Raw genomic sequence first — 26,344 nt, 5'->3', positions numbered from 1 at the left:
CATGCTGACGATCGCGATCCTGCTGCCGCTTGCCGCCGCGCTCGCGCTGTTCATGATTCCCTCGCTTGGCGCGCGGGCATCGCGCGGCATCGCCATTGGAGTAGCGGCCGTGCCGCTCATATTGCTGGCGGTTGTCGCGGCGCGGTTCTTCGGCGGCGGTGCGCAGCCGGCGTTCGTCGCGACCGCCGAATGGCCGTGGATTCCGGCGCTCGGCATCGCCTGGCGGGTGGGCGTCGACGGCGTTGCCATCGCGATCGCCCTGATGAGCGCGCTCTTGTTCGTCGCGGCGATCGCCTGGCCGATCCGTCTCGATCGCGAGCCAAGGCATTATTACGCCTGGATGCTCTTCCTGCTCGGCGTCTCGCTCGGCGTATTCCTCGTTCTTGACCTGATCCTGTTCTACGTGTTCTTCGACCTGAGCCTGGTCGGCATGTATTTCCTGATCGGGCGGTGGGGCCATGGCGACGCGCAGGCCGCCGCGACCAAATTCTTCATCTATACGCTGCTCGGCTCGCTCGCGATCCTGCTGGCGATCATCGGGCTAGCGCTCTCGGGCGGGGGGCCGCTGACCTTCGACATGCGCACGTTGATCGTGCGCCAGCCGCTCGGCGGCGTCGATCCGCGGAGTTCGCTGATCCTGTTCGGTTTCGTGCTCGGCTTCGCGATCAAGACGCCGCTCTTTCCCGTCCATACTTGGCTTCCGCCCGCGCATGTCAACGCGCCGGGGCCGGTCTCGGCGATCCTCGCCGGCGTGCTCCTCAAAATGGGCACCTACGGCCTGGTGCGCATTCCGCTGTCGATGATGCGCGAGACCGTTGCCGCCTATGCGCTGCCGCTGGCGATCCTCGCGCTCGTCTCCATCCTGTGGGGGGCGTTCGTCGCCTTGGCGCAGAGCGATCTGAAGCGCCGGATCGCCTACACCTCGGTCAATCACATGGGCTACACCGTGCTCGGGATCGCGGTTGCCGGTGCGTTGGCGAGCGGCGATGCCGCCGCGCACCGCCTCGCGCTCGACGGCGCGGTGGTCGAGATGGTCGCACACGGCCTCATCACCGGCTCTTTGTTCCTGATCGCGGGCGCGTTCTGGCAGCGCACGCGCGACTATGATCTCGACCATTATGGCGGCTTGGCCGACGTGGCGCCGCGCCTGACGGCGCTGACCATCGTCGCCGCTTTCGCCAGTCTGGGCCTGCCCGCGCTTGCCGGCTTCGTCGCCGAGTTCCAGATTTTTGCCGGAACCTTCGCCACTTGGCCGTGGATCGCGGCGATCGGCCTGCTGGGCGTGCTCATTACGGCCGCCTTGTTCCTGAACATGCTTCGCCGGCTCTTTTTCGGTGACCTGCCAAAAGAGCGTCAGGGATTTGTCGATCTCGGCCGCATCGAAACCGCGATCCTCTCCGTTCTGCTCGGGCTCGTGCTGGCGATCGGCGTCTATCCGCGACCACTGCTCGCGCTGATCGGTTTCGGCACTGTCCCGATCGTCGCGGAGCGCTGAGGTGCCGATAGGCGACATCGCCCCCGAAATCGCGCTCGTCCTGAGCGCCGTCGCGATCGTCCTGCTCGCTACGTTCCTGCCGCGCGCGCAGCAGCGGCTGTGCGCCTTTGTCGCGCTGGCGGGCGGGTTGGTGGCGCTGGCGTTGGTCGCCATCCAACTCCGCACGCCGGTACGCGAGACGTTTTCGGGCCTGTGGGTGATTGATCCGGCGTCGATCTGGGCGCGACTTCTGATCCTCGCCGTTACGCTCGCGGTCACCATGATGAGCATCGGCTGGTTCCGCGCCGATCAACGCGAGGGCGAATATTATGCGCTGCTCCTGCTGTCGGCGCTGGGCGCGATGATCCTCGCCGGTGCGACCGACCTGTTGCAGCTCGTCATGGGAATCCTGCTGTCCTCGGTGACCGGCTATACGCTCGCCGCCTATCACCGCGACTGGGCGCTGTCGGTCGAGGCGGGAATGAAATATTTCCTGATCGGCGCGCTCGCCAATGCCGTGCTGATGGTGGGCGTGGCGTTGCTGTTCGGCCTGCTCGGCGATTCGAGCTATGCCGCCATGGCGGCGGCGCTAGGCACAACGGCGCCATCGCCGCTGCTGCTGGTCGGTTTCGCGCTGACAGTCGTCGGCGTGGCGTTCAAACTCGGGGCGGTGCCCGTGCATAGCTGGATGCCCGATGTCGCCGAGGGTGCGCCGGCGCCGGTCGCGGCGTTCCTGACGATCGCGCCCAAGATCGGCGGCGCCATCGCGCTCGCGCGGCTGGTGACGCTGTTCGGCGGCATCGACGCCGGCGTCCGGCCGTTGGTCGCCGCGCTGGCGGTAGCGACGATGACGCTCGGCAATCTCGCCGCGCTATGGCAATCGGACGTGCGGCGATTGCTCGGCTGGTCTTCGGTGTCGCAATCTGGCTATGCGCTGATGGCGGTGACGATCGTCGGGCTCGTGCCCGATGCCACGGCGGCGCTGCTGCTATTCCTGGCAGGGTATGCGGCGGCGAACCTGACCGCGTTCGGCGCGGTGATCCACCTGCGCGGACGCACCGCGATCGAGGATTATGCCGGTTTTGCTGGACGGCGACCTTTTACCGCGGCCGCGCTGGCGCTGGCGCTGCTCTCCCTGGTCGGTGTTCCGCCGCTCGCTGGTTTCGTCGGCAAGTTGTTGCTGTTCAAGACGACCATCGCGGCCGGCTATGCCTGGCTCGCCGCGATCGCGGTCGCGAATACCGTGATATCGCTCTTCTACTATCTGCGTGTTCTCGCCCGAATGTATTTCGGCGAGCGGGGAGGCAATGCCCGGATACTCGGCGGATGGAGCGGTGCCGCGTTGGCGATAGGCGCGGTCGGGGTGACCGGTATAGGAATTTTTGCCGGATTGGTGCTGGCAGCATTTTGATCCACGCCCACCCGCCGTCACGGAAATACTCTCTCGGGTGAGGGGAAAGGCCGCAAGGTGACGTAATGGAATTGAGGCCTTGCGTGAGGCGCGACAAGAAGGGGAGACCGAATCCGTGGCCGCAATCCGAAATTTCGACCATCGCAAACATCTACCTAGCGTCTCGTTCATTGTCGTAGCCGCGATCGTCATTGCGGTCTTCGCGGCCGTGCTGATCTATACCGGCGTGTACAATATCGGCGCCGACGCCCCGCATACCCGCGCCGTCTATTCGCTGCTCGACACGGTCCGTGACCGGTCGATCGCGGTCCATGCGCGCGGAATCAAACCGCCCGCCAACCTCGCCAGCGCCGAACGCGTGTCGCGTGGCGCGGGGCTCTATGACGAAATGTGCACCGGCTGTCACTTGGGGCCGGGCATGGCGCCGACCGAACTGAGCCAGGGCTTATATCCTGAGGCGCCCGAGCTGGCAGAACATGCGCATCACTCGAATGCACAGAAATTCTGGATGATCAAGCACGGCGTCAAGCTGACGGCGATGCCGGCCTGGGGCAAGACGCATAGCGACGAGCTGATCTGGGACATGGTCGCGTTTGTCGATCGTCTGCCGAGCATGACCCCTGCACAGTATAAAGCGATCGTGGCCAATGCGCCGGCCGATCATGATGAAATGATGAAGGAAGACGAAGGCGCGAACACCAAACCGGCGGGCGAAGCGCATGGCGGGGATGGTCACGATCATCAGCACTGAGCGGGACGCGATGGGGAACCGGTGCCGTGCGACCAAAGCAGGCAGTGGTGCGCTGGTGGGTTGGGATCGCCGCCGAATTGGTATGCGTGATCGCGGCAGGCCTGAGTTTCTTCCTATTGCCCTCCCCGTGGAGCGATATTTTCCTTGGCGGCTTTGTCGCGCTGGGGTGGTGGTCGACAGCAAAGCTCGGGGGTCGACGCAAATCGTGATCTCAAGCCCGTCTAGCTCGGCGTGAATTTTCGCACGATCATCCGGCGCATTGGTTGCTCGACATAATCGTGGCTCAATGCTGCAAGCGCAAGGATAATCGCCGTCAGGACGACCGCCCATACAAGCTTCGCGGTGTTCGCGGGATGGCTACCGGTCAGGCCCGATAGCTGAGGCCATAGAAGCTCGGCGGTCATCAGCACGGGGAAATTGAGCAGATAGAGAGCATAGGACATGGTGCCCAAGCGCTGTGCCGCACGCGTCCTCGCTATTGCTCCAATCGGCCCGGCGTCCGAGGCGCTGGCGTAGATCAGTGTCGCGAAAGCTGGGATGAGAAAAACATCATGAAAACCGGACAAGAAAATGGCTGCGATCAGGATCAGCGCGCCGCACTGGGTTAATCCCATCCACGGTCTAGCGCGCAGCGGTCGTCGCTCATGCGCCCGGTAGAGAACGACGCCAAGCGCGAAGCCGGCAAAGCAGCGAAGAAGCGCAAAGGGTGTCAGGATATCGAGCGAGGGCTTTGCGTGAAGGATCGCAAGGTAGATCGACACCGATGTGACACACAAAACTACGATGCTGCGCACCGGGGCACGCGCGAGCGCGAAGGCCAGAAGCGGGAAGATCAGATACACATGCATTTCCGCGCTGATCGACCAGGATGGAATGTTCCAGCTGAGCGCTGCCTTCGCGTCCCAGATCTGGAGAAGAGAAAGCTGTTCAAGAAAATGGCGAAAATCGAACGTCGTCAGCGGCTTCCAGAAGCGTCCGCCCCCCAGCAACGGTCCTAGAAACGAGGTGCCGATCATGAGCACCGCCAGATAGGTGAGCGCCAAAATGTGAAATGGAAGTATCCGTGCGATTCGGGCGACGGCAAAGGCGGTGACCGATGTCTTTGACGGTGACGCGAGAAAGCCTTGATAGGTAAGCGCAATGACGAATCCGCTCAGAATGAAGAACAGGTCCACCCAGGCATAGCCGCGTGCGATGACCGGTGCTGCGGATCCAAGCGGTATCCGGAATGCGCGTATGAGCTCGAAATGGTAGAAGAATACGAACAATGCAGCCATGCCGCGCAATGCGGTGTGCGAGTGGATGTACGGTTTGACGCCCGCAGCTTCGTGCACGACGGCGCCGGCATCGCTCAGGCCGATACCCCGATCTACGCTGTCACGGTGGCGACCGGTCGCTGTTTCTCGGGTCGGACCCGACATAATAGACATGAGAAACGGACCCCCGCATTCCTCTTTGTCTATGATACGTGTGTGCACCCCCGATCCCCTCGCCGAGATCCGGAATGAGGTTAGGAAATTGGAAGAGAATAACCTGCGCACCGAGTGCGTGATGCTTAATGTACGCTTGACCGCTGTCCACGACATGTTCCCGCGAACATCGGTTTGCCGGCACTCAGGATTTGCGAAGAATCCGAGCCTATCTCGTGACCTCGAAGTCGAGTTCGCCACGCATAGGGTGCCCGTCCGCCGCTTCCACCGCCCAGCGCAGCGCATAGGTTCCAGGCTTTAGCCGATTGCGAAGCTTCAAGGTCACCGTTCTCGTGGTCGGGTCGGTGGCGGCGACGAACGCCTTGATCGCCATTGGCGAATGGTTGTTCATTCCCGGCATACCGGTCATCACGATTTCCGCGCTGCCGCTGTCAGGCGTGATCGCGGCATCGAAGGTCAAGGTGACGACCGATACGCCGGTAGTGGTGGTTCCCTCTGCCGGTGTGGACTTCACCAATTTCGTATGCGCAAGTGCGGATTGCGAAGCCGCAAACGTCATGCTCAATAGCGCAAAACCCGCCCATTTTATTCCGGTCATCGCAGTATCTTCCTTCGGCAAGCAACTTGTTGGTGTTGGATCAGAACCACAGCCTGATGCCCGCCACGAAATTCGTGACGCTGGGATCGTCGCCGCGTGCCCGGGCGAAATCGGCGCTGTTGCCGACCCGCCATTCCTGCTCGACGCCGATATAGGGCGCGAACTCGCGGGCGATTTCGTAGCGCAGCCGCACGCCGATCTCGGCGGTGTCGATCCCGGCACCGACGCCGCGTTCGCGAATATCCTGCGCCGACAGGTTGATCTCGGCGCGCGGCTGCAACCGCAGGCGCTGCGTGATGCGCTGGTCGAGTTCGGCCTCGATACGCCCGCGCAGCTCGCCCTTGGTCGACAGGAACGCCGCAGCGTCGATTTCGAACATATAGGGCGCGAGACCCTGAACGCCGATCACCGCGTCGGTACGGTCGGGGCCGGCGAAATCATGGCGCACGCCGGTCTGGAGATCGAACCACGGCCCGATCGCATGGCTGTAGAGCGCCTGAACCTCGGCCTGTTCGTTCTCGCCGCCGAACGCGCCTTCGCCCTCGCTCTTGAACCACAGCTTGTCGACGTCGCCGCCATAATAGCCCTGGACGTCCCACAGATATCCGTCCTTGCCCTTGTGCGCGCGGTATTCGAGCCGATCGGCCATAAACCAGAAATATTTCTGAGCGCCCTGTTCGCGGCGAAGCGTCTCGCGCGACGGCGCCATCGCATCGGCGCCGTAGATCGCATCGGCCGCGGTCGGCGGACCCGATCCCGCCGCGGCGGGTGGCGGTGTTTCCGTCGTCGGTGCAACGGGCATGTCCATCGCGCCGTGATCCTGCATTTGCATGGGCGCGGACGACTGCGGTGCGACCGACGGCATGTCCATCGAAACCGGCGCGGCAGGAGCCTTTGCCTTCGCCGCCGGCGTCGTCTGCGTGCGGCGCTTTGCGGGCGGCATCGGTGCGGGCTTCGGCGCGGCCTTCTGCCCGGTCGCCGCCTTGGGCTTTGCCGGCATCGGCATGTCCATGTGCATATGCTGTGCAGCAGCGGGCGTCGCGGCGAACAGCAGCGGAAGGAGGAGCAAGGCGCGCGTCATGCCCGCTCTCCCGGTGCGGCGACCGAGACGACCTGAAACATGCCCGCATGCATGTGGTAGAGCAGATGGCAGTGAAACGCCCAGTCGCCATATTCGTTGGCGGTCAGGTCGAACTGCGCGCTGCCGCCGGGCTGTACGATCACCGTGTGCTTGCGCGGCTGGTGCAGATGTCCGGCACCGTTCACCAGCTCGAAGAAATGGCCGTGCAGGTGAATCGGATGCGCCATCATCGTGTCGTTGACGAGCTTCACGCGGACGCGTTCGTCGTTCGCGAAGCGGATCGGATGATCGCTGACGGCGGAGAATTTTTCGCCGTCGAACGACCACATATAGCGTTCCATGTTGCCGGTCAGATGGATCTCCATGAAGCGCGACGGCACGCGGTCGTCGGCGCCGGGTTCGAGCGCGACGAGCTGCCTGTAATCGAGCACGCGGTGATCGACGTTATCGAGCCCGAGGCCGGGATCGCCCATCCGGTCGATCGGATTCATCGCGACCATGTCGATGCCGGGCCCGACTTTGACGTCGGGCGGCAGCAGCGATGTGTCACGCATCGACATGCCCGACATCGACATGCCCCCGCCGCCCTGCGACGCGCCCATCGCCATACCGCTCGTGCCGGCCATGTCGCCATGGTCCGTCTGACCGGCATGGCCCATCGCGCCGTGATCCATTCCGGTCATGTCCGAAGAGGCGCCATCGCCCATCTTCATGCCGTCCATACCGCCCATGCCGCTCATGCCCATATCGGCCATCGTCAGGAGCGGCGGATCGCGAAGCGCCGGTACCGCCGCGCGCGCGCCGGGAGCCGAAGCGAGCGTGGCGACCGCCATGCCCGATCGGTCCATCGCTTCGCCGACGATCGTATAGGCGGGCGCCGAACCGGGTTCGACGACCACGTCATAGGTCTCGGCAACGCCGATCTGCAGCTCGTCCACCTCGACGGGCCGCACATTCTGTCCATCGGCGGCGACCACCGTCATCGGCAGGCCGGGAAGCCTGACGTTGAAGAACGTCATCGCCGAGCCGTTGATGATCCGGATTCGCACGCGCTCGCCGGGCCGGAACGCGAATTCCATCCCTTCGGTCGGGCCGTGTCCGTTGGCGAGATAGGTGTAGGTGGATCCCGTCACGTCAAGGATGTCGGTCGCCATCATCCGCATCTTCGCCCACATGCGGCGGTCCTTGCCCGATAGCGGATAATCGTCGGTCCAGCTCGTCTGCTGGTAGTTGAAATAATCCTCGCCCTTTTTGAGCTTGGCCATGATCGCATGCGGATCGAGCGAAGAGAATTCGCTCAACAGGAGAACATAATCGCGGTCCGCTTGGACTGGATCGGGACTAGCGGGATCGACTACGATGGGTCCGTAATGGCCCGACTGTTCCTGCAGGCCCGCATGGCTGTGCCACCAATAGGTGCCCGACTGCCGGACCGGAAAGACCGCGCTGAATGTGCCGCCTGCGGGAATGCCGGGAAAGCTCACGCCGGGCACGCCGTCCATCTGGAACGGCACCAGCAGGCCATGCCAGTGAATTGAGGTATCGACGTCGAGGTCATTATGGATGTTGAGTGTCACCGGATCACCTTCGCGCAACCGAATGAGCGGTCCGGGAACACTGCCATTGACTGCGATGCCGCGTCCGGCGCGGCCCTCTACGCGGCGCGGGCCTCGGCCAACGCGAAGTTCGATGGTCTCGCCGCTCACCTCGTCGAAACCCTGACGGATCAGCGGCTGCGACAGGTCACCCCCGCGCGCCCAAGCTGGACACGAAAGCAAGGCGCTGCCGGCGAGTGCCGATGCGCGAAGGAAATCTCGCCGGCCAAACGGCGTCTGGAATGTCTCGGTGCTCATATCGCCTACTACGCGAGCTCGGTGTGACAACCCTCAAACATTTTGTGCGCCGCCGCGAAGCCGGGCACGCGCCCGGTAAATGCGCGTCTCCACCGCCTTTTCCGAAATGCCGAGAATAGCAGCTGCCTCGCCTTGCGAATAACCCTCGTGAGCCACAAGGATCAATGGCTCGCGAAGGGACGTAGGGAGGCGCGCGATCTGCGCCTGTACACGGCGGAGCTCGTCGCGCCGCTCGATCGACTCGACGGGATCCTCGGGATCGGGACGATCATGTTCGTTCGCCGGATCGAGCCGATCGAATGGGTTTTCGGTGAAGAAGCGCCAATGCCGACGCCGCAGGAGATCGCGGCACTTGTTCAGGGTTACGCGTGCCAGCCAGGGAGCTAGTGCGCGCGTTTCGTCGAAACGGTCGAGCTTCAGCCACGCCTGCGCAAGCGCTTCCTGCGCGGCGTCCTCGGCTTCAGCGCGATTGCCCATCGTCGCTTGAGCGATGGCCAACAAGCGCGGCGCATGGCGCGCGATCAGGCGGTCATAGGCAGCGCGGTCACCGGCCCTCGCGCGTCGAACAAGCTCCTGCTCTTGTGCTTCCGTCTCGCCGCCCCCGGGGGTCATTCCGGCTGGCTGGTGAGCGATTGCGTGACCCGGGCATCGAACCGCTCGCGCTGCGCCGGCGTAAGGATCGCGCGCATCGCGAACAGGTGATCGATCGTGGCGTCCTGGAGCGCGCCCATACGGGCATGGACGATTTCCACGGCCGCTTTCACTCGCGGGCCGTTGCGCCCTTCGATCTCGATCGCACGGGCGAGATCGACATTGGCCTGCTGCAATTGCAGATCGAGCGCGCGCTGCCGCGCGCCGAACCGTGCCTCGAGCGTTTCGAGCGCGGCCTCTTGGTCGGGCGATAGCCGCAACCGCTCATGGACAAAACTGTGGAGACCGGTCGCTGTGCTGTGAGTCGGCGCCCACCGATCGACCGCGAGCGCGCCGAGTGCGCCGAGTGCGCCGAGTGCCACGGCGAGAAGCACGAGTAGAACGAGGCCAATGCGCCGCACCTTCAGCCTTCCAGATCGAGTAGCGCAGCGGGGGCATGGTCGGTTACCCAGATAGCACTGGGGTGTGCCCGGGCGGGATCGCTTCCGGCGATGCCCATCCCAGAAACCGTCGCGATGGCGAGGAACAGCGCGCTCAACGCCGTTTGGCGCAACCGTCTTTGTCGTTCGGTAATCGTGCCGATCCGCTGCCATACCCCACTTATGAATGCTGCATCGAGGGGCGCTGCAACGTCGGATTGCATTGGCTTCATTGTCATCACTTCCTGCTTTCACCTCTAATACGTATTGTCCAACCGGTTCCCCTCGCGGGCCGAGGGATAAGACACCTGGCGAGCGTAAGCGCAGGTGGAAACCTGGGGAATCTGCATTCGCATGGCCGAAACATGCTGAGCACTATCATTCTGACATTCGCGATTTTCGCGATAGTTTGCGCTGTACATATCGGGGGGATTGCCGGAACGGCACGCCATATCAGGCGCATCTCCGGTCATGGTCGGAGGACGGCGTGCTTACTGCCGTTGTTGCTCGCATTGCATCTGGCCGGCGCGGCGTTGTTCGCCATAGGGTTTTATTTTGGGGGGCTTTTGGGCCTCGGCGCGCTATCTGGATCCTCGCCACCGGATGCGATGGATCAATTCTACTTCTCGCTGATCAACATGACGACGCTTGGTCTCGGCGACGTATACCCGGTGGGCCATTTACGGTTTCTGGCTGGCGTCGAATCGCTGACGGGGTTTCTACTTCTCAGTTGCTCGGCGTCCTATGTCTTTCAGTCGATGCATCACGGTGTTGAGGAGAGGTGAGAAGTTGATCGGGTCATCGAGGGCCGAAGAGATCACCCGCTCCGGACAATATTTTCGTCCAGATATTCGCACTGTGCTTCGGTAGCATTCCGGTTCGGAGGTTGTCGCGATGGGTAGCGGATTTCTTCGCCAGATTGTACCCTTGGGGATCGCGCTCACTATTCCCGGTGTCGTCGCTTGGCATTGCAGATCAGTGGAAACAGCTTTTTTGACGCTAGGTTTGGCGACGCTCCTAAATACTGTCGCCTTGGGCATTGCCTGGGTTTCTATTCGCCTCTTCAGCCAGAACATTGGAGCGAGTTGGCAGCGCCTGCTCGGGTCTGCTCTACCGTTCGATCTTCCGCTCATCTGCTCTATCGCAAGCGGCATCGGGATTTGGAATGCCTGCTGACGGTGGTTCTTGGCTTAGCATATTTGACGGCGGCCAAACCCAAGCAGGCTGTCAGGCCCTAACGACGAACTGGCCCATCATGCCCGCATCCTCGTGCTCGAGGATATGGCAATGATACATATAGGGCAGATCGCGATCGGTGTATTCCTCGAACCGCACCAGGATGCGCACGCGCTCGCGGGGGCGAACAACGACGACATCCTTGAGCCCCAGTTCGGCGGCCGATGCGGGCCGGCCGTCGCGATCGAGGACACGGAACTGCACATTGTGGACGTGGAAGGGGTGCGCCATCATCGACGCGTTCTCGATTTCCCAGATTTCATCGGTTCCGACCGTTACCGCTTCGTCGATCCGCTGCATGTCCATCGACCGTCCGTTGATCGTGAAGCCGCCGCCGCTCATCATTCCCATCGGCATGTCGAGCACGAAACGCCGCTTCCGCACCGCCTTGCTCGCATCCGGAGGTGCGAGATCGACGAGACGACGCGGCAGCGGACCCCAGCGTCTCCTCGCTTCGCCCGGGCGGATGTCGAGCGCGACGAAGCGCTCGCCGCGGTCCGCGCCGCGCGCCATCATTCCCCCGCGCATCATTGTACGCCGGGCATCGGCGGCCAGGAGCTTGACCGCTAAACCGTCCTGAAGATCGACGATGATCTGAGCGCGTTCGGCAGGGGCCAGGATCACATGGTCGGTTCGCAAGGCGGCGGCGAGCAGCCCGCCATCGGTGCCGATCAGGTGGAATGACCGGCCATCGCTGAACGACAGGCGATAGAAGCGCGCGTTCGAACCGTTGAGAAGGCGAAGACGCAACCGGTCCGAGCCGGCATCGAATGTCCGGCCGATGCCGCCGTTCACGAGTAGCGTATCGCCGGTGACGCCCATCATCCTGTTCATCATCGACGGCGAATAGATCAGCTCCCCAGCGCTGCCGAACGACCGGTCCTGCAGGATGAGGGGAACGTCGTCGACGCCGTACTCGCCTGGAAGCGCGAGGCGCTCGCTTTCGCGGTCGCGAACGTAAATCGCACCCGCCAGCCCGTGATAGACCTGCGGTCCCGCTCGGCGGTGCATATGCGAATGATACCAGAACATCGCGCCGCGTTCGCGTATTTCAAACGATGGCGACCACGTCTCGCCCGGTGCGATCGGCTGATGCGGTCCGCCGTCCGCTGCCGCCGGCAGGTTGAAGCCATGCCAGTGCAGCGTCGCCGGCTCGTCGAGCGCGTTGACCACGGACATGCGAACCCGCTCGCCCGCATGCATTTCCAGCGTGGGACCGAGATAGGCGCTGTTGATGCCGATGGTTGGCGTCGTCCGCCTCTCGATAAATTCGCTGACGCCCTTTTGCAGCCGTAGCGAGAATTGGCGCGCGCCGCCGGCTTGAACTCCCGGGAGCAGCGGTGGAATGTTGAGCGGTTTACGGTCGCCGGTGCCGCCCGACACTGCCGTTCGAGACTCGTCGAACAGACCGGGCAGCGTGACGCCGGCGACGATCATGCCCCCGCCCAGCGCCGCTCCCGCGACCAGTTGCCTTCGGCCAATCATGCTGTTCCTTTCGTGGCTTGGGATCGGCAATCCGGCACGCAACCGGTGGCGTCATCCGGATCGCAGATATTTGACGAGCGCCAGCAGGCTGAGGACGAGCCATGCAAGAATGAGGATCCAGACGATGCCCATTCCCACCATCATGCCGGTCGGCATGTCACTCGCGCAGTTCATCATGGTGTTTCTCCTTGTTCTTTCTTGGCTGACCGGCGGCGCAACAGCAGATAGCCGGCGGGAATAACCAGCATTGAGATCAGCGGTGCGGTGAACATGCCGCCGATCATGGGCGCCGCGATGCGGCGCATCACTTCCGACCCTGTTCCCGCGCTTATCAGGATCGGCAGCAGGCCCGTCAAAATCACCGCGACGGTCATTGCCTTGGGCCGCACCCGCAGCAGCGCCCCTTCGCGTACCGCGGTCGTAATTTCGGCAATGCTCGGATTGGGGCCACGGTCGGCGAGCGCCTGCTTGAGATAGACAAGCATCACCACGCCGAACTCGGCCGCGACGCCGGCAAGCGCTATGAAACCGACCGCGGTCGCGACCGACTGGTTGTAGCCGAGCAGATAGAGCAGCCACAGCCCGCCGGTCAGCGCGAACGGCAGCGTCGCCATGACGAGCAGCGCCTCGTCGAACCGCTTGAAGATCAGATAGAGCAGGACGAAGATGATGAGCAGCGTCGCCGGAACGACGATCATCATCCGCTGCTCGGCGCGCTTCAGATATTCGAACTGGCCGGTGTAGGACACGCTGACGCCCGGCGGCAGCTTCACCTGGCTACGAACCGCGTCCTGAAGATCCTCGACGACCGAGGCGATGTCGCGCCCGCGGCTGTCGATATAGATCCAGGTCGATGGCCTGCCATTCTCGCTCCGGAGCATCGGCGGCCCCGAACTTACCGTCACATCGGCGACGCTGCCGAGCGTGATTTGCTGTCGCGACGGAGTGAGGATCGGCAGCGCGCGCAGCTCTTCCAGGCTGTCGCGAATTTCGCGCGGATAGCGCACGCTGATCGGATAGCGGGCCAGCCCTTCGACCGTCTCGCCGATCGTCTGCCCGCCGATCGCGCTCGCGACGATCGATTGCACGTCGGAGATGTTAAGCCCGTAACGGCCGGCCCGCGCCCGGTCGATATCGACATCGATATAATGTCCGCCGGACAGCCGATCGGCGAGCGCCGAGGTGACGCCGGGGACCGATTTCGCGACGCCTTCGATCTTTTGCGCGACGCCGTCGATCGTCGACAGCTCGGCGCCCGAGACCTTGACCCCGATCGGGCTCTTGATGCCGGTCGACAGCATCTCAATCCGATTGCGGATCGGCGGGATCCAGAAGTTGGCGATGCCGGGAACCTTCACCGCCGCGTCGAGTGCGTCGACGAGCTTGTCAGGCGTCATGCCTTCGCGCCACTGATCGCGTGGTTTGAAATGAACGACGCTTTCGAACATCGTCAGCGGCGCGGGATCGGTCGCGGTATCGGCGCGCCCCGCCTTGCCGAAGACGGTTTCCACTTCGGGAACGGTCTTGATCATCCGGTCGGTCTGCTGGAGCAGCTCGGCCGCCTTGGCGGGCGAAACCCCCGGCAGCGTCGACGGCATGTAGAGCAGATCGCCCTCGTCCATCTGCGGCAGGAATTCGCCGCCGAGCTGACTGATGGGCCACAGGCTCGAGGCGAAGACGAGACCCGCGATCAGGATCGTCGTCTTCGGGCGGACCATGACCCAGTCGATCGCGGGACGGTAAATCCGCGTCAGCCAGCGATTGATCGGATTGGCCTGCTCTTCCGGTATCCGCCCGCGGATCAGATATCCCATCAGGATCGGAATGAGCGTGACCGACAGGATCGCCGCGCCCGCCATCGCATAGGTCTTGGTGAACGCAAGCGGCGCGAACAGCCGTCCTTCCTGTCCCTGCAGCGTGAATACCGGCACGAACGACAGGGCGATGATGAGCAGGCTGAGGAACAGCGCCGGCGCGACCTCGACGGCGGACGCCGTGACGAGACGCCAGCGCGCCTCGCCCCTCAGCGTATCGTCGGGGTGAAGGTGGTTCCACCGCTCGATATGCTTGTGCGCGTTCTCGATCATCACGATCGCGGCGTCGGTCATCGCGCCCACCGCGATGGCGATGCCGCCGAGCGACATGATGTTCGCGTTGACGCCCTGGATGCGCATGACGATCAGTGCGATCAGCACGCCGAGCGGCAAGGTGAGGATCGCGACCAGCGCCGAGCGCGCGTGCCACAGGAACAGCGCGCAGACGAGCGCGACGACGATGAATTCCTCGAACAGTTTTTCCTTGAGGTTGTCGACGCCGCGATCGATCAGCGACGACCGGTCATAGGTCGGCACAATCTCAACGCCGGGCGGGAGGCTCTTCTTGAGGTCGTCGAGCTTGGCCTTGACGTTGGTGATCGCCTGCCGCGCGTTCTTGCCCGACCGCAGCACGATGATGCCGCCCGCGACCTCACCTTGGCCGTTCAGTTCGGCGACGCCGCGCCGGATAGCGGGGCCGGTCTGGATCGTGGCGACGTCGCCGAGCGTGATCGGAATGCCGCCCGACACCGTGTCGACGGGGATCGCCCGGAAATCATCGAGATTTTCGAGATAGCCGCTGGCGCGCACGATATATTCGCTTTCCGCCATCTCGACGACCGAGCCGCCCTTTTCCTGGTTGGCGTTGCGAACGGCGCTGATCACGGCATCCTGGGTGATGCCGTAGGAGGCCATGCGTTCGGGATCGAGCACGATCTGATACTGGCGCACCATCCCGCCGATGCTTGCCACCTCGGCGACGTCGGGGACGGTCTTGAGCTCGTAGCGCAGGAACCAGTCCTGGATGCTCCTCAGCTGCGCGAGGTCGTGCTGCCCGGTCCTGTCAACCAGCGCATATTCATAGATCCAGCCGACGCCGGTCGCATCGGGTCCGAGCGATGCCTTGGCGCCCTCGGGCAGCTGGCTTTGCACCTGGCTGAGATATTCGAGGACGCGCGAGCGCGCCCAATAGAGATCGGTGCCGTCGTCGAACAGAATGTAGACATAGCTGTCGCCATTGAACGAATAGCCGCGCACCGATCGTGCGCCCGGCACCGACAGCATCGTCGTCGCGAGCGGATAGGTGACCTGGTCCTCGACGAGCTGCGGCGCCTGTCCCGGATAGCTCGTGCGGATGATGACCTGCACGTCGGACAGATCGGGAAGCGCGTCGACAGGCGTGGTTTTCGTTGCCCAGATGCCGACTGCGAGCAAAGCTCCAACCAGCAGCAGGACGAGGAAGCGCCCGCGGACGCAGGCACGGACGAGCGACCCGATCATTGGCCGCCTCCCGCGCGCGCGATGCTCGTCACGGTTTGCGAGCGGCCCTGTTTGCGGAAGTGGAAGGTGATGCGGTCCCCCGTCTTGAATCCCCGCGCCAGTTCAGGTTTGGCGAGCGCGAAGGTCATCGTCATCGCCGGCCATTGCAGTGCCGGCACCGGCTCGTGCGAGATGGTGATCGCGTTGGGCTTGATGGCTTCGATCTTGCCGGTGGCGGAATGGTCCGCGCTGGCGTCTTGCGCCTTTTTCGCGCTATCGGCGGGCGCCGGGCGCGACGCGTCGAGCGGTCGGACCTGAAGGTTCGAGAGGCTGGCTTCGGAATCGACGAGGAACTGGCCCGAGGCGACGACCTTCTCGCCGGCGGCGAGACCGTCGAGGATTTCGGTCTGGCCTCCGCCCTCGCGGCCCAGCTTCACCTCGGCCGGCTGGAAGCGGCCATTGCCCGTCGCCAGCATCACGATGTCGCGCTTTCCGGTGCGGATCACCGCTTCGCTCGGAACGAGGAGATGCGGTTCGCCGCTTTGGCCGAGATGCACGGTCGCGAACATGCCGGGTTTCAGGCGGCCGCCGCGATTGGCAAGCTCGATGCGCACGGTCAGCGTGCGGCTGGCCTCGGCGGCGGTCGGCAGAACCGCGATGACGCGGCCGGTGAAGCGTTCGCCGGGATAGCTCGCGACATCGGCGGCGGCGGTTTCGCCGACCCTGATCTGCCCGGCCTGCGCCTCGGGAACGGCGGCATTGAGCCATACCGTCCCCAGCCCGTTGACTTGCGCCAGCGTCTGACCGGCGGCGAGCGTCATGCCCGAGCGCACGTCGAGCGTCTGGATGACGCCGCTGACAGGAGTCGAGATCGTCACCACATTCTGTTCGCTCCCGGTCCGGTCGACGCGCGCGATCAGGCCCTCCGGCATCCCGAGCAGTTTCAGCCGCTCGCGCGCCGCCGCGGCGAGGCTCTGATTGCCCGCACGCCGGAGCGCGAGATATTCCGCCTGCGCACCGCCCCATTCGGGCACCAGGAGGTCGGCGATCGGAGCGCCGCGCCGGACCAGGTCGCTCGGCGCCCGACCATAGGTGCGCTGGACGAATCCGCCGGACCGTGCCTGAATGACCGCGACGTCGCGCTGGTTGAAATCGATCGTGCCGGTGACATCGATGCTCGACCGCAGCGTGCCCATCTGTGCGGTCGCGGTGCGGATGCCGAGATTTTGCATGACGCGCGGATCGATCTTGACGCCGGGCGCCGAATTGCCGTCCTCGTCGGCATATTTGGGGATGGTCTTCATGCCCATCGACGACAGCGTGTCAGGATTGTCGTAATGCTCGGTCGGCACCATCGGATCGTACCAATAGAGGATCTTGCGGCCGTCCTTGGCCGCCGCGCCCGACGGCGCGGCGCTTGTCTGTTCGGCCAAAAAATAGCCGCCGGCGCCGGCGGCCAGCGAGGCGACGCCGATTGCCGCGGCAATCCGCAGCTTCAGAGATTTGTCGAGGGTCACTTGGCGTCTCCGGTATAGGCGAACAGGATTTGGACGGCGGCGCGCTTGAGCGCCGCTTCGCGTTCGAGAAGGTCGATTTCGGCGTCGGCTAACGCGATCGTCTGGTTGAGTGCGGCGCCCAGATCGAGCCGGCCGGCGGCGTAGCTTTCCTGCGCGACGACGGCGCGCTTCTTCGACAGGGGCACCAGCTGGTCGCGCGCGCGATCATATTGTTCGCGCCGCATGCGATAGTCGGCGAGATCGGTGCTCAACGCGGCACGGGCCTGACGCTCGGCATCGATCCGTTCGAGCCGCGCCGCCTGTTCATCGCCGAGCCGTGCGTCGATCACGGGATCCTGCCGCTTGCCGGCGAAGAGCGGAAGGTCGATCGAAACGCCGATCGACACGAAATTGCCGAACTGCGGCTGGCGATGCGCGAACGACGCCTTCAGCGCCCAGTCGGGATGCTTCTCGGCGCGGGCGAGGCGGACATCGGCTTGCGCCTGACCGATGGCGGCATCGCGCACGCGGAGTTTGGGAAGCGTATCGATCCGCGCAGCCAGCGCTGTCGAGTCGATCTCCGTGGCAGGCGGCGGGCCGGCGACCTGGGGCGCGGCGATACCGGTCCAGCGGCGCAGTTCGGCGCGCGCCTTAGAGATCGCCGCCTCGCGCTCGCTCCGGCGGTCGGCAAGTTTGGCGGCAAGAATGTCGGGATCGAACGCCTCGGCGCCGGTGGCGCTGCCCGAGGCGAGCCGCGCGCCCATCGTCTTTTGCAGGTCGCCGATATCGCTCTCCAGTTTCGCGAGGATGTCGAGGCGCTTTTGAGCGAAATAGAGATCGACCCAGGCCAGCGCCGCGCCGAGCCTGGCCTCGCGAACCGCGACCGCCTCGCGCGCGTCGGCGGCGGTGATGTCCGCCGCCGCCCGGTCGGCGCGAGCATGGCGCTTCTTGAGATTGGGAAATTCCTGACGGACACCGATGGTTTGCCGGACGTAGCCGTTGGGCGTCACCGGCGGAGCCTGCGTCAACCGGAAGTCGTTGAAATCGAGATCGATCGTCGGATCGGGGAGCTGATCGGCGGCAACGGCGGAACGTCGCGCCGCCGTGGCTTGCTCCGAACGTGCCTCGACCGACGGTGCGTCGCCTTCGGCGCGTTCGACCGCCTGTCCGAACGTCAACGATTGCGCTGATGCGGGTGTGGCTTGCACGATCGCCGCCATCCCAACGGTGATCGCCAGGCGCGCGGCGGCGCCTTGCATAGAGTTCTTCATTCGTGAGCCTTCGTGTCGCCGCGTACCAAGCGGGTACGGGCACGTCGCGAATCTGCCGCGCTCGCGGTGATGTCGCGGGAAGAGGCGCACGCCGCGGCGACGCAAAGGCCCCCATGTAACCGGGCAGCCGAGACGTCCGCCGCGTGGTCGCGGCGCCGTTGCCTAAAGGATCAGATAGATGGGCGCGGAGGCGCGAGTGGGGGTGCGACCGTCAAGCCGGTCAAGCGCGCGGAGGACGGGGCGAACGCAATGTCGTCCGACAGTGCAACGCGACGCGCGATCGCCGGGTCGGCCGATGGCGCCATGACGCCGCTGCACCCGGCCATGCTGACAAGACAGGTCGCGAAATTGCAGCCTTGCTTGTCCGAGCCGCTCTTGTTGGTGTCGTTCATCATCCGCATGCAGTCGGCGGAAGACGACGTACTCGCAGTCACGGTCGCATCGGTTGAACGGGCGTGCGCCAAGCCCTGCCCGCTCACGGTCAGTGCAAGCAGCGATAACAGGATCGAGTAGAGCACGGTTCGCAACACGCGCGATCCCTTCCATGCATCTGGCCGAATTGTCAACACCGAAAGCATCAGTGGCGGAATGTGGTGGCCTGCGAAAGGGACCAAATCTCTGACGGGTACTTTGCGTAGTAGTGTTTTCGCTTCTGCGGTGCAGTTGCTGAATTTCAAGTATTCGACTAAAGTTTACCCGAATAATACTTGTGGTAAATGCTTCCAACAGATCACAGTTATGCCGCCTCGGATTTGCCGAGCGGGGTTCGCCCGTGACGAGATCCGATCAATGGCAAACCCTGTCTAACCACGCTAATGGCGACAATCGGCGTCCTGCTCGGACGCAAGGCCGATGAGTATATGGGGAAAAGCGCGGAGGTGCTGGGCCGCGTGGCGCTGATCGTGATCGACGTATCGATGCTCCATCAACACATATGGGCCTAGCGGCGAGAGACCCCAAACGTCGCTCAACGCGTCTGGGAGCTTGTCGTACGTCGGATAGGTCCTATCGCTTCCGCGACGCAGCGATATGCCGCACCGGCGAGGAATTCCTTGTGGCTGACGGGTGAAAGCAACTCCTCGATCGCGTGCCAGGGCTTGATGGCGGCATAGTCGCGGCTGACGCCGAACGGGCGGTTGATGAAGATTGCCAGGTCGATGAGCCATTTCGGCCAGTGCTCGGGTTCCTTCAGCCCGAGACAAGCGAAGCGTGCCCCCGGTTGCAGTCGATCTGCTACGCGCGCTACCACCTCGGCGTGATCGGGCAGCATTTCGAGTGCGAATGTTGCCACCGCGCCGTCAAGTGCGTCTGGCAAGTCGGCGGTTCTGAGGTCACCGCATCGTAGCTCCACATTGTCCCAACCGTTATCGGCGACCCGTTCACGGGCCTTGGCCAGCATTTCCGGAGAAAGATCGATGCCGACGACCCGGCCGGTCGGTCCGACCCTCCGGACCAACATCGCGAGGTTCGCGCCGGTCCCGCAGCCAAGATCGACGACCGTTGCGCCGGGCCGAAGGTTCAGCGCATCGATCGAAGTCGCGCGCTGTCGGCCAATTCCCGCGAGCCGGTAAATGACCAGAGCGGCGTCATAGAATTTCGCGGTCCTGCCATAGACCTTCTTAACTTGGTCATTCTCGAGAACCATCACTCGTCACGGTAGCATGTCGACTGCTCTTGCTGAAGAGGAGTATTGAAGCCATCCTCGCCAATTCATGCTATATCAATACATAGCCCGTGCGGCGTCAGGATACATTTTTGAGTTTGACTAAGCACGCGGTGGCACTATGGATGCACGCCGCATGCGAGGATTGATCGCTCTTGTTCTGGGAACGCTGCTGTCGCTGTCATTGGCGGCAAGTGCGGTCGCGCATGTCATGGAGCGCCGGTTTCGCATCTTGCCGGCGCGGTCGAGTGCACCGCCGATAACGACGGCAAGACCGGCGATAGCGACGGTGAGAAGTCCGCACCGCACGCTCATGCCTCGCATTGCCATCACCTGATTGCGCCCGTGGATGCGGTCGCGTCCGAGGTCCCGGTATCGCTGCGGGATATCGGTCTTGCGCTTCCGTCACGGCCGCTGGATCCGGCACCGTCCGACGGCATGCTGAGGCCTCCGCGCGCCTGACAAATGCGTCCTCCCCCTCACGGGGGATGTCCGTTCGTCAGGAGATAATTCATGTATCGTATCGTCGCCGCGGCCTTCGCCGTGGCCGCGACCGGCTGGGGCACATCGCCCTTGTCGGCGCAAACCGTGGCCGGACCGCCGGCCACGATGGGGCCTGTCGCGCAAGGCGCGCCGCCAGTATCGTCCACGGCAAAGCTGCCGGAGCGGCTCAGCCTTGCGGAAGCGCTCGCCCTAGCGGCGGCTCGCTCGCCGCGCATCGTGGACGCGCAGAGCCAGGTCGACGCTGCGCGTGCACGCGTTCGCCAGGCAGGCTTTCGGGTAAACCCCACGCTCAGCGTCGAGGCTGAGAATTTCCTGGGCTCCGGCGCTTTCGAAGGGTTTCGAAGCACCGAGCTGACCGCCTCGATCAACCAGCAGATCGACCTTGCCGGCCACCGCAAGGCGCGCGTGTCGGTAGCCGAAGCTCAGCTATTTGCCGAAACCCTGCGGCTGGCGATCGCGCGCGCCGACCTCATCCAGGACGTCCGGCAGCGCTTTGCCCGGGCGGTGGCGGCGCGAGAGCAGCTTACGGTCGCACGCGACAATGCCGATCGGTCTCGCGAACTCGCCCGCATCGCGGGGGAACTGGTCGATGCCGGACGCGAGCCGCCGCTGCGTGCGCTACGCGCCCGCGCCGCACTTGCCCGCGAGCGGGCGGCGGTCGAGTCGGCACAGGCAGAAGAGCAGGCCGCGCGCGCCGCGCTCGGCACCTTGCTTGGCAGCAAAACGCCGCCGGCACAGGTGGTCGGCGCTGTCGAGGTGCCGATGCCGGCCAGCATCAGTGCTCCGGAAGCGCTCGATGTGCTACTCGCCCGCGCGGAAACGGCGATTGCCGAAGCGCAGGTGAGCAACGCGCGGGCCGAGGGTCGGGTCGATCCGTCGATCGGTCTGGGTGTGAAGACGGTGCGCGAAACGGGCGATGTCGGACTGGTGGCGGGCATATCGCTGCCGCTGCCGGTCTTCGACCGCAATCAGGGCAATATCGCTGCCGCCGGTGCCGAACGCGTCGCTGCGGAAGCGAGGCTGGTCGATGTCGAGAACCGGACCCGGGCGGAAATCGACACCGCGCGTGCCGAGCTGCGCGCCGCTGACGCGCGCCTGACCGCCCTGCGCGACAGCGGGATCGGCGAGGCAAAGGAAGCGCTGCGCCTTGCCGACCTGTCCTATCGCGCCGGCAAGTCGTCGCTGATCGAATTGCTCGATGCCCAGCGAAGCCTCGCGCTTCTCCAAACCGATCTGATCGATGCGCGGCGCGCCCGCGCGGAGGCAGCGGCGGCGCTTGCGCGCCTTGCCGCGCCCTTCACCCAGGGGACCAACTGACATGAATCGCAACATCATCGCCGCGTTCGCGGCAATCGCCATCATATCCGGCGGCACCGGATATCTGCTCAGCGGAAGCGAGGACGCATCGCCCGACCAGGCGCCGGCGACCGCGCCGGAAACCGCCACTACTCCCGACAGCGTCGCGATGACGCCCGAGCGGATCAAGGCCGCCGACATCGCGCTGGTCGAGGTCGGCCCGGGTGCGTTCGGGTCCGAAATCGTCGCCCAGGGCTCGATCGAGGCGCCGCCCAGCGGCGTCGCCGTCCTCACCGCCGGTGCCGAGGGGCGCATCACCCGGATCACCAAGCAGATCGGCGACGCCGTCTCGCGCGGCCAGACGGTCGCCCGCATCGAGAGTCGCGACGCAGCCGATATTTCCGGCGACTTGCGTGCGGCGCAAGCGCGTGCCGCCCAGGCAAGGGCCGAATATGAGCGCGAGCAGCGCCTGTTCGATGCGAAGGTCACCGCCGAGGCCGATCTGCAAAAGGCCCGCGCCGACTATCAGGCCGCGGTCGCCGCAGTCGATGCGGCGCAGGGTTCCGCTGCCGCGGCGGGCGTGACCGGGCGCTATGTGCTCGTCCGATCGCCGATTTCGGGAAGCGTCACCGCGGCGCCGGCCAAGCTCGGCAATTATGTCAGCCCGGAAACCGAGCTGTTCCGCATCGCCAACCCCAATCTCGTCCAGGCGCAGGTCTCGGTGCCGGTCGCCGATGGCCGCCGGATCGAGCGCGGCGCGCGTGCCGTGATCGAGGCGGGCGGGCAGGAGATCCCGGCGCGGGTTCGCTCGGTCACGCCGTCCGCCAATCCCGAAAGTCGCACGCTGACGGTGATCCTGACGCCAACCGCCGGCCGTAGCATGTTGACGCCGGGTGATTACATCCGCGCTCGCATCACCGCCGCAAAGGGTGGTGAAGCCGGCCTGTCGGTCCCCGCCGAAGCGGTGCAGTCGGTCGGCGGGCGCGACGTCGTCTTCGTGCGGACGGACAAGGGCTTCGCCCCGCGCCCCGTGCAACTCGGCGCGCGCACCAGCGCGGCGGCGCAGATCCTGAACGGGCTGAAGCCCGGCGAGACGATCGCCGGCGCCAATGCCTTCCTCCTCAAGGCCGAACTCGAAAAGGGTTCGGGCGAGGAAGAGTGACCGGACCGATCAGGAGATACGCGACATGCTAGCCAAGCTAATCGACGGATCGGTCCGACACCGGTATCTGGTCCTCTTCATCATCGCGGCGATCGCGGCCTTCGGGTTGTTCCAGCTCAAGAAGCTGCCGATCGACGCGGTTCCCGACATCACCAACAATCAGGTGCAGATCAATTCGGTCGCGCCCGAGCTATCCCCCGTCAACATGGAAAAGCTGGTGACGTTTCCGGTGGAAACGTCGCTTGCGGGCATCCCGGGGCTGGAGACGACACGCTCGATCACCCGCAACGGGTTCAGCCAGGTCGTCGCGATCTTCAGCGACGATACCGACATCTATTTCGCCCGCCAGCAGGTCGGCGAGCGGCTTAACCAGATCGGCGACGCGCTGCCGCAGGGTGTGCAGCCGACCATGGGCCCGATCTCGACCGGTCTCGGCGAAGTGCTGATGTGGTCGATCCGCTATGCCGAGCCGGGGACCAAGGATGCCAAGGTGCGCGACGGCAAGCCGGGGCCGCAGAGCGACGGGTCCTATATCACGCCCGAAGGTCAGCGGCTGACGACCGAGACTGCCAAGGCCGCTTATCTGCGCACCGTTCAGGACTGGATCGTCGCGCTTCAGATGCGAACCGTTCCCGGCATTGCCGGCGTCGACTCGATCGGCGGCTACCAGAAGAAGTATCTGGTCCAACCCGACCCCGCGAAGCTTTCCTCCTACGGTCTGTCGTTCATGGATGTCGCCGACGCGCTCGAACGCAACAACCTCTCGGTCGGCGCGAACTATGTCAATCGCGGGGGCGAGGCGTTCCTCGCTCGGGTCGATGCGCGCATCACCTCGATCGACCAGATCGAGAATGCGGTGATCGCCGACCGTGCCGGCGTTCCCATCCGCCTGTCCGACGTCGCCTCGGTTTCGATCGGCGGCGAGCTGCGCACCGGCGCGGCATCGGAAAACGGCAATCAGGCGGTGATCGGAACCGCGCTGATGCTGCTCGGCGAAAACAGCCGGGCAGTCGCGCAGGACGCTGGCGAAAGGTTGGAACAGATCAGGCCGTCGCTTCCGCCGGGGGTAGAATTGCAGGTCGTGCTCGACCGCTCGAAACTGGTCAACGCGACGATCGAGACGATCCAGAAGAACCTGACCGAAGGTGCGCTGCTCGTCATCGTGTCGCTGTTCCTGCTTCTCGGCAATTTCCGCGCGGCGATCATTTCCGCGCTCGTCATCCCGTTTTCGTTTCTGATGATGGCGATCGGGATGAACTGGCTGAAAGTGCCGGGCAATCTGATGAGCCTCGGCGCGCTTGATTTCGGGCTGATCGTCGATGGCACGGTGATCATCGTCGAGAATTTCCTGCGCCGCATGGCGGAACGGCAGGAACATGAAGGCCGGCTGCTGAACGTCGGCGAGCGGCTCGAGGAGGTTGCGGGCTCGGTCAAGGAGATGATCCGGCCTTCGTTGTTCGGACAGGCGATCATCCTGATGGTGTTCGCGCCGCTGCTGACCTTTACCGGCGTCGAGGGCAAGACCTTCTCGCCGATGGCGATCACGGTGATGCTCGCACTGGTCGCCGCGTTCATCCTGTCGATGACGTTGGTGCCCGCGCTACTGGCGGTGGTCATCCGCGGACGGGTCGCCGAAAAGGAGGTGCGGGCGATTGCCTGGCTCAAGGATCGCTATGCCCGCGGCCTGCCGCGCGCGCTGGCGCGCCCCTGGGTCACGATCGGAACGGGCGTCGCGGTGTTCGCGCTGTCGCTCGTCGTGTTCCAGTTCGTCGGGCGCGAGTTCATCCCGCAGCTTGATGAAAAGGACTTTGCCGTCTCGGCGATTCGCATCCCCTCCACCTCGCTCGAACAATCGGCGAAGATGCAGCGCGACGTCGAACGCGCGCTGATGAGCGTGCCAGAGGTCGACTACGTATTTTCCAAAACCGGCACCGCCGAGGTGGCGTCCGATCCGATGCCGCCGAACCGGTCGGACAGCTTCGTGATGCTCAAGCCGGAGGAGGAATGGCCCGATCCGGACCTCAGCAAGGCGGAACTTGCGAAGAAGCTCGATGCGAAGCTGCAACCGCTGGTCGGCAACGCATTCAGCTTCACTCAGCCGATCGAGATGCGGTTCAACGAACTGATCTCGGGCGTGCGTGGCACGGTCGCGATCTCGCTTTACGGCGACGATCTCGACCAAATGGCGACGACGTCGGAACAGATCGCACGCGTCCTGCAATCGATCGACGGCGCGGCCGACGTCCAGGCCGACCAGACCGGGGGCTTCCCGACTCTCGACTTCCGCTTCGACAGAGCGGCAATCTCCGGATTGGGGCTGCAGGTCGAAGATGTCGCCAAGACGGTTTCGGCCGCACTCGGCGGCCGCGAAGCAGGCGTGGTGTTCGAGGGTGATCGCCGGTTCGACGTTGTCGTGCGCATGCCAGACGCCACCCGCGACAATATCGACGCGATCGGTGCGATTCCGGTCATGTTGCCGCAAGAAGCGAGCGCAGGACGCCATTCGGTGCCGCTGCGACAGCTCGTCGACTTCAAGGAGGTCGAGGGGATCAACCAGATCAGCCGCGTCAACGGTAAGCGGCGTGTCGTCATCCAGTCGAATGTGCGCGGGCGTGATGTCGGCACCTTCGTCGCCGAAGCGCAGGCGAAGGTCCGAAGCCAGGTCGATCTGCCAGCGGGCATGTATCTCGAATGGGGCGGGCAGTTCCAGAGCCTGCAGGCGGCGTCGCAGCGGCTGATGATCGTCATTCCCATCGCGGCGGTGCTGATCTTCGTTCTGCTCTTGATGGCGCTGGAAAGCATCGGGATGGCGGCGGCGATCTTCGCCGCGGTTCCGCTGGCGATTTCGGGCGGCATCTTCGCGCTGTTCCTGACCGGGCAGCTCTTCTCGATCTCGGCGGCGGTCGGCTTCATCGTGCTGTTCGGCGTCTCCGTGCTGAACGGTCTGGTAATGATGACCAGCATCCAGGCCAGGCTCAAATCGGGCATGGAAGTCGGCGAGGCGATCGAGGGCGGCGCGATGGAGCGCTTCCGCTCGGTGCTGATGACGGCGATCGTGCCGTCGCTCGGCTTCGTGCCGATGGCGATCGCGCACGGCACCGGGGCCGAAGTGCAGAAGCCGCTGGCGATTACGGTGATCGGCGGGCTCATTACCGCGACCATCCTGACGCTGTTCGTGCTGCCGGCGATCTCGAAGCTGGTGCTCGGACGACGGCGCAAGGAAGCAGCAACCGAGCTTCACCATGAACCGGCGAACGCTTGACGAGAGGA

22 protein-coding genes are annotated in these 26,344 nt (G+C 64.4%); 9 read left to right on the top strand and 13 right to left on the bottom strand.

Features of this window, described 5'->3' with window-relative positions; all coding sequences use genetic code 11:
- Position 1 precedes the first annotated feature (1 nt).
- The 3 genes from EV664_RS03395 to EV664_RS03385 all read left to right on the top strand — a co-directional run bounded on the left by EV664_RS03395 (position 2) and on the right by EV664_RS03385 (position 3,636).
- A complete protein-coding gene (locus EV664_RS03395; protein ID WP_133494302.1) occupies positions 2 to 1,495 on the top strand; it encodes a complex I subunit 4 family protein in 1,494 nt (497 codons plus the stop codon).
- 1 nt (position 1,496) lies between these two features.
- Positions 1,497 to 2,885, top strand: coding sequence for an NADH-quinone oxidoreductase subunit N (locus tag EV664_RS03390; protein WP_133494301.1), 1,389 nt, complete (start codon positions 1,497 to 1,499; stop codon positions 2,883 to 2,885).
- Between the two features lie 115 nt (positions 2,886 to 3,000).
- Complete coding sequence (locus EV664_RS03385; RefSeq protein ID WP_133494300.1) at positions 3,001 to 3,636, top strand: c-type cytochrome; 636 nt, start codon at positions 3,001 to 3,003, stop codon at positions 3,634 to 3,636.
- A gap of 221 nt (positions 3,637 to 3,857) precedes the next feature.
- On the opposite strand, the gene EV664_RS03380 is transcribed toward EV664_RS03385, so the two are convergent.
- The 7 genes from EV664_RS03380 to EV664_RS03350 form a co-directional block, all read right to left on the bottom strand.
- Positions 3,858 to 5,066 (bottom strand): acyltransferase family protein, encoded by a 1,209-nt coding sequence (locus tag EV664_RS03380; RefSeq protein ID WP_162848765.1) that lies wholly within the window; start codon positions 5,064 to 5,066, stop codon positions 3,858 to 3,860.
- Between the two features lie 208 nt (positions 5,067 to 5,274).
- The gene (locus tag EV664_RS03375) at positions 5,275 to 5,685 is read right to left on the bottom strand and encodes a copper resistance protein CopC (protein ID WP_133494298.1); all 411 of its coding nucleotides are present in this window, start codon (positions 5,683 to 5,685) and stop codon (positions 5,275 to 5,277) included.
- 19 nt (positions 5,686 to 5,704) lie between these two features.
- Entirely contained in the window at positions 5,705 to 6,745 is a 1,041-nt protein-coding gene (locus tag EV664_RS03370) for a copper resistance protein B (RefSeq protein WP_133494297.1), read from the bottom strand.
- Complete coding sequence (locus EV664_RS03365; protein WP_133494296.1) at positions 6,742 to 8,598, bottom strand: copper resistance system multicopper oxidase; 1,857 nt, start codon at positions 8,596 to 8,598, stop codon at positions 6,742 to 6,744. Before EV664_RS03365 ends, EV664_RS03370 begins: the two co-directional genes overlap by 4 nt.
- A 33-nt stretch (positions 8,599 to 8,631) precedes the next feature.
- On the bottom strand, positions 8,632 to 9,210 hold the full coding sequence (locus tag EV664_RS03360; RefSeq protein WP_133494295.1) for an RNA polymerase sigma factor: 579 nt from the start codon (positions 9,208 to 9,210) through the stop codon (positions 8,632 to 8,634).
- On the bottom strand, positions 9,207 to 9,650 hold the full coding sequence (locus EV664_RS03355) for a periplasmic heavy metal sensor (protein WP_133494294.1): 444 nt from the start codon (positions 9,648 to 9,650) through the stop codon (positions 9,207 to 9,209). Before EV664_RS03355 ends, EV664_RS03360 begins: the two co-directional genes overlap by 4 nt.
- Before the next feature lie 2 nt (positions 9,651 to 9,652).
- Positions 9,653 to 9,907, bottom strand: coding sequence for a hypothetical protein (locus EV664_RS03350; protein ID WP_133494293.1), 255 nt, complete (start codon positions 9,905 to 9,907; stop codon positions 9,653 to 9,655).
- Between the two features lie 126 nt (positions 9,908 to 10,033).
- On the opposite strand from EV664_RS03350, the gene EV664_RS03345 reads away from it, so the two are divergent.
- Positions 10,034 to 10,453, top strand: coding sequence for a potassium channel family protein (locus EV664_RS03345; RefSeq protein ID WP_133494292.1), 420 nt, complete (start codon positions 10,034 to 10,036; stop codon positions 10,451 to 10,453).
- 442 nt (positions 10,454 to 10,895) lie between these two features.
- Here EV664_RS03345 and EV664_RS03340 read toward each other — a convergent pair whose 3' ends face one another.
- The 5 genes from EV664_RS03340 to EV664_RS03325 form a co-directional block, all read right to left on the bottom strand.
- The gene (locus EV664_RS03340; protein WP_244923121.1) at positions 10,896 to 12,287 is read right to left on the bottom strand and encodes a multicopper oxidase family protein; all 1,392 of its coding nucleotides are present in this window, start codon (positions 12,285 to 12,287) and stop codon (positions 10,896 to 10,898) included.
- A gap of 153 nt (positions 12,288 to 12,440) precedes the next feature.
- Positions 12,441 to 12,566 (bottom strand): hypothetical protein, encoded by a 126-nt coding sequence (locus EV664_RS19605; RefSeq protein WP_268237628.1) that lies wholly within the window; start codon positions 12,564 to 12,566, stop codon positions 12,441 to 12,443.
- Positions 12,563 to 15,703, bottom strand: a complete 3,141-nt coding sequence (locus tag EV664_RS03335) for an efflux RND transporter permease subunit (protein WP_133494291.1) — start codon at positions 15,701 to 15,703, stop codon at positions 12,563 to 12,565. The genes EV664_RS19605 and EV664_RS03335 overlap by 4 nt, the downstream gene beginning before the upstream one ends.
- Positions 15,700 to 17,199 carry an efflux RND transporter periplasmic adaptor subunit gene (locus tag EV664_RS03330; RefSeq protein ID WP_133494290.1) on the bottom strand — a complete coding sequence of 500 codons (1,500 nt, stop codon included), beginning with the start codon at positions 17,197 to 17,199 and terminating at the stop codon, positions 15,700 to 15,702. The genes EV664_RS03335 and EV664_RS03330 overlap by 4 nt, the downstream gene beginning before the upstream one ends.
- Positions 17,196 to 18,449, bottom strand: coding sequence for a TolC family protein (locus EV664_RS03325; protein ID WP_133494289.1), 1,254 nt, complete (start codon positions 18,447 to 18,449; stop codon positions 17,196 to 17,198). The genes EV664_RS03330 and EV664_RS03325 overlap by 4 nt, the downstream gene beginning before the upstream one ends.
- A 249-nt stretch (positions 18,450 to 18,698) precedes the next feature.
- On the opposite strand from EV664_RS03325, the gene EV664_RS03320 reads away from it, so the two are divergent.
- Both EV664_RS03320 and EV664_RS03315 read left to right on the top strand, forming a co-directional pair.
- Positions 18,699 to 18,962: a hypothetical protein gene (locus EV664_RS03320; RefSeq protein ID WP_133494288.1), complete on the top strand. Its 264-nt coding sequence runs from the start codon at positions 18,699 to 18,701 to the stop codon at positions 18,960 to 18,962.
- A gap of 302 nt (positions 18,963 to 19,264) precedes the next feature.
- Entirely contained in the window at positions 19,265 to 19,393 is a 129-nt protein-coding gene (locus EV664_RS03315; RefSeq protein WP_133494287.1) for a manganese efflux pump, read from the top strand.
- Positions 19,394 to 19,416: 23 nt separating this feature from the next.
- On the opposite strand, the gene EV664_RS03310 is transcribed toward EV664_RS03315, so the two are convergent.
- Positions 19,417 to 20,094: a class I SAM-dependent methyltransferase gene (locus EV664_RS03310; RefSeq protein WP_188656370.1), complete on the bottom strand. Its 678-nt coding sequence runs from the start codon at positions 20,092 to 20,094 to the stop codon at positions 19,417 to 19,419.
- 531 nt (positions 20,095 to 20,625) lie between these two features.
- On the opposite strand from EV664_RS03310, the gene EV664_RS03305 reads away from it, so the two are divergent.
- Genes EV664_RS03305 through EV664_RS03295 form a run of 3 tightly spaced genes read left to right on the top strand, consistent with a single transcriptional unit; the run spans position 20,626 to position 26,336 of the window.
- On the top strand, positions 20,626 to 21,933 hold the full coding sequence (locus EV664_RS03305; protein WP_133494285.1) for a TolC family protein: 1,308 nt from the start codon (positions 20,626 to 20,628) through the stop codon (positions 21,931 to 21,933).
- Position 21,934: 1 nt separating this feature from the next.
- Positions 21,935 to 23,074 carry an efflux RND transporter periplasmic adaptor subunit gene (locus tag EV664_RS03300; protein ID WP_162848764.1) on the top strand — a complete coding sequence of 380 codons (1,140 nt, stop codon included), beginning with the start codon at positions 21,935 to 21,937 and terminating at the stop codon, positions 23,072 to 23,074.
- Positions 23,075 to 23,099: 25 nt separating this feature from the next.
- Positions 23,100 to 26,336 (top strand): efflux RND transporter permease subunit, encoded by a 3,237-nt coding sequence (locus tag EV664_RS03295; protein WP_133494283.1) that lies wholly within the window; start codon positions 23,100 to 23,102, stop codon positions 26,334 to 26,336.
- Positions 26,337 to 26,344 lie beyond the last annotated feature (8 nt).

It is taken from the genome of Stakelama pacifica (assembly GCF_004361835.1).
Classification (GTDB): Bacteria; Pseudomonadota; Alphaproteobacteria; order Sphingomonadales; family Sphingomonadaceae; genus Sphingomonas; species Sphingomonas pacifica.
The sequence above is the reverse complement of the archived record's forward strand: the minus strand, read 5'-3'. Positions and strand labels throughout refer to the sequence as shown.